The organism is Pseudomonas sp. NPDC085632, from assembly GCF_044541255.1.
GTDB lineage: Bacteria > Pseudomonadota > Gammaproteobacteria > Pseudomonadales > Pseudomonadaceae > Aquipseudomonas.
Genome location: NZ_JBITSX010000057.1, coordinates 13477 through 26215, shown reverse-complemented (window position 1 = coordinate 26215; position 12739 = coordinate 13477). Strand labels below are relative to the sequence as shown.

Sequence of the window (12739 nt, the reverse complement as noted above, 5' to 3'; positions counted from 1 at the left end):
AGGCTCCCTATTGCCACGGAGTGCGGTCGAGTTCGCTCAGGCGGCGGCTCAAGTCGGTGCGCACCTCACGGATCTGGCGCTCATCCTGACTGTCGAGCGCGATCTGGAATTGCTTGGCCCAATCGCCCATCAGATCACGCATATCGCCCAGGCTTTCCTGATAGAGGCGCTCCAGACGTGCAGTCAGCAGCGTGTTGACCTGTTGCTCGCGCGGATGAATCTTCAGCTGTGCGAGGTTCGCCAGGCGTTGCTGGATCTCCTCCGGCGAGAGCACGCCCGGGTTGTTTTCGATGACCAGCGAATGCTGTTGCCCGGTCAGGGGGATTTTCACCTGGGCTTCCAGCAGACCGTTGTTGTCATAGGTAAACCGCACATCGAGGGCGACTTCGCCGGCCTTGCGTTTGGGCACCTTGATGTCCAGTTCGCCGAGCGCCACATTGTCTTTGACCAGACGGCTTTCACCCTGAAAGATCCGCACGACTACGTGTTCCTGGTTGTCGTGCAGCGTGTACACGGTTTTCACCCGACTGACCGGCACGATGCTGTTGCGCTCGATGATCGGCAGGTAGTGGCCGCTCTCATAGTTGCGGCCGACCTGCGTGGAAGTCTCGATACCCAGCGTGTAGGAGCAGACGTCGGTCAGCACCACTTCTTCCAGCGCTGCGGCGCGGGCCTTGAGTGCCGCCTGAATGGCCGCGCCCTGTGCCACGACCTGATCGGGGTCCAGAGTGATCGACGGAAAGCGGCCGAACAGCCCGGCGGCGAGTTTGCGTACCAGCGGCATGCGTGTGGTGCCGCCGACCAGCAAAATCTCGTCGAGGTCGCTGACGCGGATGCGCGCATCGCGCAACGCCCGCTCAATCGGCGCGCGCAGGCGCTCGAGCAGCGGCATGTACAGCGTCGCCAACTGTTGTTGGGTGATGATTTGCGTCCACTGCCGCTCATCGAGCTGCAAGCGGAATTCGGCGCTGTCGTCCTGGCCCAGCGCCTTGCGCACACGCTCGGCCTCGCGACGCAGGGGCTGGATGACGCTGCTGCGCTCAGGGAAGTCTGCGGCCGAGCGGTGCTGGCTGATGAAATGCTCAAGCAGTACGGTGTCGAAATCTTCGCCGCCGAGGAAGTTGTCACCGGCGCTGGCGCGTACCTCCATCACGCCTTCGAACAGCTCCAGAATCGACACGTCGAACGTGCCGCCACCGAGGTCGAAGACCAGGAAAGAGGTTTCCTTGTCCCGTTGGTGCAGTCCATAGGCGAGGGCGGCAGCCGTCGGTTCGTTGATCAACTTCTCGACCTTCAGCCCGGCCAGTTCGCCGGCGATGCGCGTGGCTTTGCGTTGAGCGTCGCTGAAGTAGGCCGGGACACTGATCACGGCTTCGGTGACGGTTTCGCCAAATGCGCGCTCGACGTCTTCTTTCAGACTCTTGAGCACCAAGGCGGAGAGTTCTTCCGGGCGAAACGCCTTGTCGGCCAGGTACGTTTGCGTGGCGCTGCCCATGTGGCGCTTGAATAGCGAAGCCGTCAGACGCGGATGCGTGTGCAGACGCTCACGTGCCGCCTGACCGACCAGAATCCGGCCTTGATCATCGAGGCCGACAACGCTCGGTGTCAGGAACTGGCCCAGGGCATTGGGCACCAACTCGGTGGCATCGCCCCGCCATACGGCGACCAGGCTGTTGGTGGTTCCCAGGTCAATCCCTACGATCATTGCAACGAACTCCCTTTGCGCTTGGTAAAAAATGGAAACATTTATCGGCGCGCAGAATATTACCGAGGGTGCGATGCGGTAAAGCAGGATGATGGCTCTGAGCCATTATTTGCGACAGGCAACCCGACACAGGGCTGTTTCAGAAGAAAAACGTCGGGGCGCGGCCACCATGACTGCGCCCCGCTTTGGGTTAAGGCATCACTGGCGGCGTATACGCCAGTGTCGTCCCCAGCGCCCACAACAACAGCAGCACCAGCGGCGTGTGCACCAGCAACTGCACGAAGGAGAAACCAATCAGATCCCGCGCCTTCAACCCCAGCACGCCCAGCAGCGGCAGCATGTAGAACGGATTGATCAGGTTAGGCAGCGCTTCTGCAGCGTTATAAATCTGCACTGCCCAGCCGAGGTGATATTGCAGATCGTTGGCGACCTGCATCACGTACGGCGCTTCGATGATCCACTTGCCGCCACCCGACGGAATGAAGAAGCCGAGAATCGCCGAGTACACGCCCATCAACAGCGCATAGGTGTCGTGGGAGGCAATGCTGACGAAGAACGTCGAGATGTGGTGCGCCAGCGTCTGCGCATCCGCGCCTTTGACCGTGGTCATCAGTGCGGCAATCGAGCCGTACAGCGGGAACTGGATCAACACGCCGGTGGTGGTCGGCACCGCACGGGCCACGGCATCGAGGAAACTGCGCGGACGCCAGTGCAGCAGTGCGCCGAGCATGATGAACAGGAAGTTGTAAGTATTGAGCCCGGAAATCGCGGTGATCGCCGGTTTGGTCGAAAACTCATGGAACAGCCATCCCGCCGCCAGCAGCACCAGCACGATGATCAGCAACGGGCTGTGTTCCAGCCATTCACCCGGCCGCGTGCGCGGTTGCAGCGGTGGCAGGTTGAAGGCCGGGTCGATGCCGCAGGCCTTGGCGTCACGCGCAGAATTCGGGCCGGGAGCGGTGGCGTAGGCGATGATGATCGAGACCACGATCAGCGCCAGCAACATGACGCCGGACTGCCAGAGGAAAATCGTTTCGGTGAACGGAATCACCCCGGTGATCGACAGAATCGACGGCGGCAGGCTGGCGGGGTTGGCCTGCAACTGCGCGGCCGACGACGACAGACCCAGCGCCCACACCGCGCCAAGCCCCAGATAGGCCGCAGCACCGGCGGCGCGGTAATCCATTTTCAGGTCAGTGCGACGAGCGAGGGCGCGCACCAGCAAACCGCCGAACACCAGCGACAGACCCCAGTTGAGCAGGGACGCGACCATCGAGATCAACGCGACCCACGCCACGGCGGAACGGCCGTTTTTCGGGATGCGTGCCAGGCGATCTATCAGTTTCACGGCGGGCGGCGAACTGGCGACCACGTAGCCGCCGATCACCACGAAAGCCATCTGCATGGTGAACGGAATCAGGCTCCAGAAGCCGTCACCGAAGGCCATCGCCGCATCGGTGGGTTTGGCGCCCATGGCCAGTGTAGCCAGGGCGACAATGATCACGGCGAGCGCAGCGAACACCCAGGAGTCGGGAAACCAGCGTTCGGCGAAGCTTGAACAGCGCAAGGCAAAGCGTGCGGAGCGGCTATCTTCGATATCAACGGCCACAGGGAGTACCTCGGATTTTTTATGGTTATTGTGGTCCGCGGGAGCAGGCGCCCATCTTGACAGCGCGGAGATCCCCTGTGGGAGCGAGCCTGCTCGCGAAGAGGTCGGCACATTCAACATTGAGGTCGCCTGAACTGACGCTTTCGCGAGCAGGCTCGCTCCCACATGAGGTTCACTGCGGTTGGCCGGGGTTGGCGTGATCCCGCTGGACAGGCAATAACAGTAATTCAACTGCCGGTGCTTTGTGAGCAGCTTTTGCAAAACCGGGACTATGGTCTAACGGGTTGTCCATTCGCCCATTTGCGTAGACCATGGGCGCCTTGGTTTTTTGCCTGTGTCCGAGTTCTTTGCCATGACTGCCCAATCCCCGGCCAAACCCGCGCCGTTCAGCCGTTCCGACTACAAGACCCTCGGCCTTGCGGCCCTTGGCGGTGCGCTGGAAATCTACGATTTCATCATCTTCGTGTTCTTCGCCCTGACCCTCAGCCAGTTGTTCTTCCCGCCGGAAATGCCCGAGTGGCTGCGCTTGTTGCAAAGCTTCGGCATTTTCGTCACCGGTTATCTCGCGCGGCCGCTGGGCGGGATTCTGATGGCGCATTTCGCCGACAAACTCGGGCGCAAGAAAGTCTTCAGCCTGAGCATTCTGATGATGGCGCTGCCGTGCCTGCTGATCGGCATCATGCCGACCTACGCGCAGATCGGTTATTTCGCGCCGTTGTTGTTGCTGGCGCTGCGCATTCTGCAAGGTGCGGCGGTAGGCGGTGAGGTGCCGAGCGCTTGGGTGTTCGTCGCCGAGCACGCACCGACTGGCCATCGCGGGTATGCCTTGGGCTTTTTGCAGGCCGGGCTGACCTTCGGTTACCTGATCGGCGCATTGACCGCGACTTTTCTCGCGCAAGTCTTCACACCTGCTGAAATCCTCGATTACGCCTGGCGCTACCCGTTCCTGCTCGGCGGCGTGTTTGGCGTAATTGGCGTTTACCTGCGCCGCTGGCTGAGCGAAACCCCGGTGTTCATGGCCATGGAAGCGCAGCGTGAAGCGCGGGTCGAACTGCCGTTGCGCACGGTGCTGCGCGAGCATCGATTGGCAATGTTGCCGGCGATGCTGCTGACCTGCGTATTGACCTCGGCGGTGGTGGTATTCGTAGTGATCACCCCGACCATGATGCAGAAAACCTTTGGCATGACCGCCAGCCATACCTTCGCCCTCAGTGCATTGGGCATCGTGTTTCTCAACATCGGTTGCGTGATCGCCGGCCTGCTGGTCGACCGCATTGGCGCGTGGCGCACGGTCATGCTGTATAGCCTGCTGCTGCCGCTGGGTATCGGTGTGCTTTACGGCTGCCTGATCAGCGGTGGCGAGTGGATTGGTATCGCCTACGCCATAGCCGGCCTCGCATGCGGCGTGGTCGGCGCGGTGCCGTCGGTGATGGTTGGTTTGTTCCCCGCACGCATTCGCGTGTCAGGCATTTCCTTCACCTACAACATTGCCTACGCCGCGTGGGCGAGTATCACCCCGCTGTTGCTGATCGGACTGATGCCGTGGAGCCCGTGGATTTGTGTGATGTTCTGCGCGGTGATGGGCATGGTTGGCATCGTCAGCGCGGCGTATTTTGGCGCGCGCATGCCCCGAGTCGGCAACCAATCCGTGGCGCCCTGTTCCTGAAGGCGAGTTAACGGCCTCAGCGCCAACCCGCCGAGGCCGTCACGTCAACCAGTGCCACCACAGCAACGTCCCCACCAGGCCCACCACCGAGACGATGGTTTGCAGGATTGACCAGACCCAGATCGTCTGTTTCAGCTGCAAGCCAAAATACTCGCGAACCATCCAGAAACCGGCGTCATTGACGTGGCAGAAGAACACCGAGCCGGCGCCAATTGCCAGCGCCACCAACGAACTCTGCGTTGCGGCGAGACCCGCCATCATCGGCGCCAGAATCCCCGCCGTCGTCGTTGTGGCCACCGTCGCCGAGCCTGTGGCCTGACGCAATGCCACGGCGATCAGCCAGGCCAGCAACAGGTATGGCATGTGTGCGCCTTCAGCGACTTTGCTGATGGTCTGGCTGACGCCGGCATCCAGCAAGGTCTGCTTCAAGCCGCCGCCAGCGCCGATGGTCAGCAGCAGCACGGCAATCGGCGCGAGGCTTTTGCGCAGGGTGCCGCCGACGTCTTCACGGGGCATGTCGTTGGCCCAACCGAGGCAGATCACCGCTGCCATCACCGCAATACTTAGTGCAACCAATGGTTCGCCGAGGAACTTCAGAGTCAGGGCGACGCTGCTTTCCGGGCTCATCGCGACTTTCGCCAGAGTGCTGCCGAGCATCAGCAGCACTGGCAGCAGAATGATCAACAGCGACATGCCGAAACTCGGCTGGCGCGGCGCTTTCGGCGGCGCACTGAACAGCGCGCCGAGTTCGGCCGGCTCATCGACGTGCATGCGTTTCGACAGCCAGTTGCCGTACAGCGGCCCGGCCAGAATCACCGCCGGAATGGCGATGCTGAAGCCGAGCAACATGGTCAGCCCAAGGTCGGCGTGCAAGGCGCTGACGGCGATCAACGGCCCGGGATGCGGCGGCATCAGCGCATGCAGAGTGGTCATCCCGGCCAGCGCCGGAATCGCGATTTTCAACAGCGGCTGCCCCGAACGGCGAGCCATGACGAAGATGATCGGCACCATCATCACCAGCCCCACTTCAAAAAACAGCGGCAGGCCAATCACCATCGCCACCAGCGCCATGACCCAGGGCAGCGACTTGCCTTTGCCCAGTCCGAGCAAGGTCGAGGCGATGCGGTCGGCGGCGCCGGATTCGGCCATCAGCGCACCGAGCATCGAACCCAACGCAATGATGATCCCTGCCTCACCGAGAATTGCCCCGGCACCTTTGCTGAACGCCTTGGCCACGTCTTCGGGCGGTAAACCGGCGCCGACACCCGCGATAAAAGTGCCGATCAGGATCGATAGAAACGGCGGAAGTTTGGTGGCGCTGATCAACACGATGATCGTCGCAATGGCCAGCAGGCAGCAGAGAATCAGGCGGGTGTCGTGAACCATCCAGGCAGCGGTCGATAAATCCAAAACGGGACTCCTTATCGGGCGGATAGCTGCAACATGTTGTTGCAATTTGCCTTGAGAATACCCGATATGGCCGGGCCAGAGCGCTGGGTTTTGTTTCCGCTCGGAAGGAGATAGATAAGACCAGTGGCCTCTTGAGATTATTTTTGACTGGCCGGTCGCGAGCGCTCTTCAGAAAAGATTTCCAAGGCCGATGGTTAGGCTGCATCCCGCTTTCTATCCTGCCCATCGGTACTTCCCCATGTTCAACAAACGCCTGAAGCAAGAGCTGGCCGCTCTTCGTGAAGAACTCTCCAGCCTTGTGCAAGTGAAGGAAAGCCTGGAAAGCGAGATGCTGGTGCTGAACCTTGAGCCCGACGGGCGCATTCAGTCGGTCAACCAGAACTTCCTCACCGAGATGCTCTACAAGAGTCAGGATCTGATCGGTCGGGCCATTGAAGACATCGTCCCGGCGCATGTGAAGACTGACGAATTCCATCACCGCTTCAAAAACGCCATGACCCGCGGCGAGCATTTCGCCGGCGCGGTGCGCCTGTTGCGCGGCAATGGTGAAGAAGCGTGGCTGCGTTCGATCGTGCAACCGGTGCGTTCCTCGGATGGGCGCATCAAGCACATTTCGCTGTTTGCCAGCGACCTGACCCGCACCATCGAAGCCTCCCGCGAACATGAAAACCTGATCGGTGCACTGGTGCGTTCGACTGCCGTGATCGAATTCGACCTCAACGGCAATGTGCTGAACGCCAACGATCGCTTCCTCAGCGGCATGGGTTACAGCCTGGCGCAGATCAAGGGCAAACATCACCGCACGTTCTGCGCGCCGGAGGAATACAACAGCGCCGAGTATCAGAACTTCTGGCGGCGTCTGAACAATGGCGAGTTCGTCGCTGACCGCTTCAAACGTGTCGACAGCCATGGTCGTACGGTGTGGCTGGAGGCGTCCTACAACCCGGTGGTCGATGCCAACGACAAACTGTACAAAGTGGTGAAGTTCGCCACGGTGATTACCGATCAGGTCAATCGCGAACAAGCGGTAGCCGACGCGGCCAGCATTGCCTATAGCACTTCACAGCAAACCGACAGCACCGCGCAACGTGGCACCACCGTGGTCACCGAGGCGGTGAATGTGATGCGTGATCTGTCGCGGCACATGCAAGCTGCCGGTGAGGGCATCGAAGCGCTGAACGAGCAGTCGCAGGTGATCGGCACCATCGTCAAAACCATCAGCGGCATTGCCGAACAGACCAACCTGCTGGCGCTCAACGCTGCCATTGAGGCGGCGCGCGCCGGTGAGCAGGGTCGAGGTTTTGCGGTGGTGGCCGACGAAGTGCGGCAACTGGCCTCGCGCACCAGTCAGGCGACCGAAGAAATTGTCACCGTGGTACGGCAGAACCAGGAAATGGCGCGTAACGCCGTAGCGCTGATGACCGACGGCAAGCTCCAGGCCGAACAAGGCCTCGCGCTGGCGGCAGAGGCGGGCACGGTAATTGTCGAGATTCAGGACGGTGCGCAGAAAGTCGTCAACGCCGTCGGCCAGTTCGCCAACCAACTCTCCCACTAATCTCCGCCCAACCCCTGTAGGAGCTGTCGAGTGCAACGAGGCTGCGATCTTTTGATGTTGACTCCGAGGAGCAACATCAAGATCAAAAGATCGCAGCGTGCCGCAGCTCCTACAGAGTTTTCACCTGCCGGTGTTTCGGTGCTGGCGCTACAATCGGCTCCTTTTCCCCGGAGCAGATCCCATGAGCGACTCCCACCGCCGCCCGGTGCCCCTGAACAAAGCCTACCGTTTGCTCAACCACGGGCCGACCGTACTGGTCAGCGCCGCCCACGACGGCCAGCGCAATATCATGGCCGCGGCTTGGGCAATGCCATTGGATTTCGAACCACCGAAAGTCGCCGTCGTCCTCGATAAATCCACCTGGACCCGCCAACTTCTCGAAGCCTCGGGCACTTTCGTGCTCAACGTCCCTTGTGTCGATCAAGCCGACATTGTGCAAACCGTCGGCAATACCTCGGGTCTGGACATCACCCAAACCCAAGGGCAAGACAAGTTCCAGGCGTACGGCTTGCAGACGTTTTCCGGCGAACAAGTCGAAGCGCCGCTGCTCGAAGGCTGCGTGGCCTGGCTTGAATGCCGCTTGCTGCCGGAGCCGCGCAATCACGAGCAATACGACTTGTTCCTCGCCGAAGTCATCGCCGCCCACGCTGATGAGCGCGTGTTCAGCGACGGACGCTGGCATTTCGAAGGGCATGACGGCTTGCGCACCTTGCACCACGTGGCGGGCGGGCATTTCCTCAAGATTGGTGATGCGGTGGATGGAAAGACGTTGTCGGTTTGAGTTCCGTTTATGCGGGATCCAACGGCAACAAAAAAGGACTACCTCGCGGTAAGCCTTTTTTGTTTTGCGTCCTAGCCTCAATCCCCTAACGCTTCCCCCTCACGCCGCGGATCCGCGCCACCTTCCAAAGACGCTTTCCCCTGCGCATCCTTGACCCGCACGATGGCCTGGGTGCCGCTGGTCATGTCGATTTCATTCACCGCATGCCCTTTGTCTTTCAGTGCCTGAATCAGCGCCGGGCTGAACTGGCCTTGTTCCAGTTCGGTCGGGCCGTTGCGGCTGCCGAAGTTGGGCAGGCTGATGGCGCTTTGCGGGTCGAGGTTCCAGTCGAGCAGGCCGACGGTGGTTTTGGCGACGTATTCGATGATTTGCGAACCGCCCGGCGAGCCGACCGTGGCGACGAATTCGCCGCTGTGGCGATCGAAGATCAGCGTTGGCGCCATCGACGAGCGCGGGCGTTTGCCGGGTTCGACGCGGTTGGCGACTTTCTGGCCGTTCTCTTCGGGGATAAACGAGAAGTCGGTCATCTGGTTGTTGAGCAGAAAGCCCTGAACCATCAGGTGCGAACCGAACGCGGCTTCGATGGTGGTGGTCATCGACACGGCGCCGCCGAGGTCATCCACCGCGACCACTTGCGAGGTGGAAATGCGCAGCGGCGAACGGTCCGGCGCGTAGGCAACCTGTACGCCCGGCGGCGTGCCCGGTTTGGCGCTGCCCATGCTGCGTTCGCCGATCAGGCTGGCGCGGCTGGCGAGATAACCCGGATCGACCAGGCCTTTGACTGGCACCGGCACGAAGTCGGTATCGGCGACATATTGTGCGCGGTCGGCGTAGGCCAGACGTTCCGCTTCAGCGATCAAATGCACGGCTTGCGGATCCGGTTCAATGCCGGCCGGTTTGTCGGTTTTCACTGGTTTGAGCGGTGTCAGGGAAAGGCGCGGGTCGCGGGTTTCCAGCGCCTGCAACGTACCGAGAATCTGCGCCACGGCGATCCCGCCCGACGACGGTGGCGGCATGCCGCAAACCTGCCAGCGTTTGTAATCGGTGCACAGCGGCGCACGTTCTTTGGCCTGATAGCGCTGCAGATCGTTCAGCGTCAGGCTGCCGGGGTTGGCATGGCCTTGCACCTTGGCGACGATTTCTTCGGCGATCGGGCCTTTGTACAACGCATCGGCGCCTTCATTGGCGATGCGTTTGAGCACCGCGGCCAGCGCCGGGTTTTGCAGGCGCTGGCCGACGGCTTTGACGTTGCCATCAGCGTTGAGGAAGTACTTCGCCATCTCTGGCGACTGGCGGATCACCGGGTCTGCTTCCAGCAACGAATGCAAACGCGGCGAAATCGCGAAGCCTTGCTCCGACAGTTTGATCGCCGGTTCAAACAGCTTCGCCCAAGGCAGGCGACCGTGTTGTTTATGCGCCAGCTCAAGTGCACGCAATACACCTGGCGTACCGACTGAGCGACCGCCGATCTGCGCCTGCGGGAACGACATCGGTTGGCCATCGGCGCGCAGGAACAGTTTCTCGGTGGCGCCGGCCGGTGCGGTTTCGCGGCCGTCAAACGTGCGCACCTGTTTGCCGTCCCACAACACGATCATCGCGCCGCCGCCGATCCCGGACGATTGCGGCTCAACCAGGGTCAGCACCGCTTGCATCGCAATCGCCGCATCAATCGCCGAACCGCCCTGACGCAGCATCTCGCGACCTGCCTCGGCGGCCAGCGGATTGGCAGCGGCGGCCATATGTTTGCTGGCGTGACGGGTTTGCAGATCGGTGCGGTAACCGGAAGCGGCTTCCGGGGCCAGCGGCAAGGTCGAGGAGGGCGGGGCGTTGCACGCGGTGAGGGTCAGGGCGCTGATGATCAGCGTCAGGGCAGGCAGGCGAAAGCGGCTCAAGGGCAAGGCTGAAAACACGCGGGCTCTCCGTCCGTGGGATAAAAGTCTGAGGGACTTTATCGACCGCTCGGTCGCGACGCAAACCGGTGGGCATTTTTGTCTTTCTTTTCGGGGCGGTTGTTCGCTACGGTCAGCGTCAAACTCATCGAACTGAAATACGCCCCTGTGGGAGCGAGCCTGCTCGCGAATGCGGCGTGTCAGGCAACCAAAATGTTGGATGCACCGCCGCCTTCGCGAGCAGGCTCGCTCCCACAAATACAAGATCAACAAGAGGCCACGCATGCACAGCGAGTTCCCCACCGAGTCCAGCTACCGCGATCAACGCGAACAGTTCATCGCCGCCGCCAATGCCGCCGGCGCCACGCTCACCTCCTACGCACATCCAAGTTGCGGCCCTTTTGGCGAACCGCTGAGCACAGACGTCGCCGTGCTCGGCAATCCGCAGGCCAAACGCCGACTGGTAGCGCTCAGCGGCACGCACGGAGTCGAGGGTTATTACGGTTCCGACTGTCAGATCGAATGGCTGAAGGCATTCGTACCCGGTTCGCTGCCCAAGGATGTCGCGGTGGTCATGGTTCACCTGATCAACCCATGGGGCACGGCGTGGTTACGCCGGGTCAACGAAGACAACATCGACCTCAACCGCAATCACCTCGATTTCACAGGACCCTTACCGGATAACCGCGCGTACGCCGCACTGCATGAAATCTACGCCTGCACCGATTTGCACGGCCCCGAGCGCCAACGCGCCGATGCCTTGCTCGATGCACAAATCAACGAACACGGCTGGCCAGCGGTGATGTCGATTGTCGAGGGCGGTCAGCACAGCCATCCCGATGGCCTGTTCTACGGCGGCCGCGCGCCGAGCTGGTCGAACCGCACGCTGCATCAAATCATCGAAACGCATCTGGCTGGCGCTGAAACCGTGATGTGTTTTGACCTGCACACTGGCGCCGGCGAATACGGCCATCCGATGTTGCTGACCATCACCCAAGCGCCGTACCCGGCACTCGCGCAAGCCCAGGCGATTTATGGCCCATGGCTTTACACCCTGCACACTGGCGCCGAGACCTTGAGCGAAACCGGAGTGGCAGCGACGGCTACGGGGTACACCTCGCAGGCGTTGCTCAATGCTCTACCGGACGTGCGGTTAATGCCGTTCGTGATCGAGTGCGGGACGTATCCGGGGCCGGATGTGCATCGGCATTTGCGCGATGACCATTGGCTGCATCTGCATGGCGATCCGCTGGACGCGACGGGGAGGGGGATCAAAGTGAATTTGCTGGAGCAGTTTTATCCGGCCGATCCGGATTGGCGGGCGATGGTGGGGCTGCGGACTCGGCAGATTTGGGCGAAGGGGTTGGCGGCCCTATCGGTAGAGATTTTTGAATAGGTCAGACATAGCCCTGTGGTGACGGGATTTATCCCCGATGGACTGCGCAGCAGTCCCATTCATTTCTACTGAGAAGAGGGGGCGCTTCGCACCCCATCGGGGATAAATCCCCTCGCCACGGGTTCGGTGTTGTCTCAAGGTATACAAAGCGCTTATTGCTTAAACCGGGGTAGTCTATTAGCTGCACGCCATGTTGCAACTGTACGGGCTATACCAGCGGAGGACGTGTCAGATCCGGGTTTGGGATAATAAATGAGGTCCATCCCGTCTGGGTGCCCAACAACCTCGTTGAAGTGCCGCACCAAGACATCTGCACGCTTGTCCGTAGGCGCTATATCTTCTTTCCTAATCTCGTCCACGAGCTCAACGAACTCTTGTTCGGTGTAGTCCGCGACGCTGCGTTTGATGAATGGATCGGCCATGTTGTTATTTTCTACGACGCGTCGAGTTGCTAAGCATTCTTGAACCCTGGCAAGCCCTGCGCCGCTCGCCAGTCTTTTACAATTTGCGTTACGCCCTGAGGTGAGCTATCCGCACCAGTCTCGGGATAATAGATAAGATCCGACCCGGCGGGGTGTTCGCTGATTTTCTCGAAGTGCAACAACAGCAAATCAGCACGGTTATCGTTTTCGGCTTCTTCGTCTTCTTTGGCGAGTTCTTCCAATAGTGCGACGAATTCGGCCTCGGTGTACTCCGAAATACTGTTTCTCAGTAGTTTGTCCGCCATG

At 60.9% G+C, this 12739-nt stretch carries 10 protein-coding genes and 1 pseudogene; 5 read left to right on the top strand and 6 right to left on the bottom strand.

All coding sequences use genetic code 11. The annotated features are described in order from the left end of the window. Positions 1 to 7: 7 nt before the first annotated feature. Positions 8 to 1705 carry a molecular chaperone HscC gene (locus ACIF4X_RS25745; RefSeq protein WP_397484240.1) on the bottom strand — a complete coding sequence of 566 codons (1698 nt, stop codon included), beginning with the start codon at positions 1703 to 1705 and terminating at the stop codon, positions 8 to 10. Between the two features lie 190 nt (positions 1706 to 1895). Further along, positions 1896 to 3314 (bottom strand): TIGR00366 family protein, encoded by a 1419-nt coding sequence (locus ACIF4X_RS25740; RefSeq protein ID WP_201228493.1) that lies wholly within the window; start codon positions 3312 to 3314, stop codon positions 1896 to 1898. 352 nt (positions 3315 to 3666) lie between these two features. Between ACIF4X_RS25740 and ACIF4X_RS25735 the strand changes: the two genes are divergently transcribed. After that, positions 3667 to 4980: an MFS transporter gene (locus tag ACIF4X_RS25735; RefSeq protein ID WP_397484239.1), complete on the top strand. Its 1314-nt coding sequence runs from the start codon at positions 3667 to 3669 to the stop codon at positions 4978 to 4980. A gap of 39 nt (positions 4981 to 5019) precedes the next feature. Here the strand turns inward: ACIF4X_RS25735 and ACIF4X_RS25730 are convergent, their stop codons facing one another. After that, positions 5020 to 6390, bottom strand: a complete 1371-nt coding sequence (locus ACIF4X_RS25730) for a gluconate:H+ symporter (protein ID WP_397484238.1) — start codon at positions 6388 to 6390, stop codon at positions 5020 to 5022. A gap of 190 nt (positions 6391 to 6580) precedes the next feature. Between ACIF4X_RS25730 and ACIF4X_RS25725 the strand changes: the two are divergent. From ACIF4X_RS25725 to ACIF4X_RS25715, 3 genes and pseudogenes are all read left to right on the top strand, one after another. Further along, positions 6581 to 7405, top strand: a pseudogene (locus ACIF4X_RS25725) (PAS domain-containing protein); the annotation flags it as partial. Continuing rightward, positions 7385 to 7945 carry a methyl-accepting chemotaxis protein gene (locus ACIF4X_RS25720; RefSeq protein ID WP_371748318.1) on the top strand — a complete coding sequence of 187 codons (561 nt, stop codon included), beginning with the start codon at positions 7385 to 7387 and terminating at the stop codon, positions 7943 to 7945. The pseudogene ACIF4X_RS25725 and the gene ACIF4X_RS25720, both read left to right, overlap by 21 nt. 181 nt (positions 7946 to 8126) lie before the next feature. Then, positions 8127 to 8726 (top strand): flavin reductase family protein, encoded by a 600-nt coding sequence (locus ACIF4X_RS25715; protein ID WP_397484237.1) that lies wholly within the window; start codon positions 8127 to 8129, stop codon positions 8724 to 8726. A gap of 77 nt (positions 8727 to 8803) precedes the next feature. On the opposite strand, the gene ggt is transcribed toward ACIF4X_RS25715, so the two are convergent. Further along, positions 8804 to 10636, bottom strand: coding sequence for a gamma-glutamyltransferase (ggt, locus tag ACIF4X_RS25710; protein WP_397484236.1), 1833 nt, complete (start codon positions 10634 to 10636; stop codon positions 8804 to 8806). Between the two features lie 262 nt (positions 10637 to 10898). Here ggt and ACIF4X_RS25705 point away from each other — a divergent pair, with 262 nt between their 5' ends. After that, a complete protein-coding gene (locus ACIF4X_RS25705; RefSeq protein ID WP_397484235.1) occupies positions 10899 to 12011 on the top strand; it encodes a DUF2817 domain-containing protein in 1113 nt (370 codons plus the stop codon). A gap of 152 nt (positions 12012 to 12163) precedes the next feature. Here the strand turns inward: ACIF4X_RS25705 and ACIF4X_RS25700 are convergent, their stop codons facing one another. Both ACIF4X_RS25700 and ACIF4X_RS25695 read right to left on the bottom strand, forming a co-directional pair. Then, positions 12164 to 12433 carry a bacteriocin immunity protein gene (locus ACIF4X_RS25700; RefSeq protein WP_397484234.1) on the bottom strand — a complete coding sequence of 90 codons (270 nt, stop codon included), beginning with the start codon at positions 12431 to 12433 and terminating at the stop codon, positions 12164 to 12166. Between the two features lie 29 nt (positions 12434 to 12462). Then, entirely contained in the window at positions 12463 to 12738 is a 276-nt protein-coding gene (locus ACIF4X_RS25695) for a bacteriocin immunity protein (protein WP_397484233.1), read from the bottom strand. Position 12739: the final 1 nt, after the last annotated feature.

Bases quoted from the DNA above. Each gene is read 5' to 3' on its own strand.
- ACIF4X_RS25735 (WP_397484239.1), top strand. From the start codon at position 3,667: ATGACTGCCCAATCCCCGGCCAAACCCGCGCCGTTCAGCCGTTCCGAC.
- ACIF4X_RS25705 (WP_397484235.1), top strand. From the start codon at position 10,899: ATGCACAGCGAGTTCCCCACCGAGTCCAGCTACCGCGATCAACGCGAA.
- ACIF4X_RS25715 (WP_397484237.1), top strand. From the start codon at position 8,127: ATGAGCGACTCCCACCGCCGCCCGGTGCCCCTGAACAAAGCCTACCGT.
- ACIF4X_RS25700 (WP_397484234.1), bottom strand. From the start codon at position 12,433: ATGGCCGATCCATTCATCAAACGCAGCGTCGCGGACTACACCGAACAA.
- ACIF4X_RS25745 (WP_397484240.1), bottom strand. From the start codon at position 1,705: ATGATCGTAGGGATTGACCTGGGAACCACCAACAGCCTGGTCGCCGTA.
- ACIF4X_RS25695 (WP_397484233.1), bottom strand. From the start codon at position 12,738: ATGGCGGACAAACTACTGAGAAACAGTATTTCGGAGTACACCGAGGCC.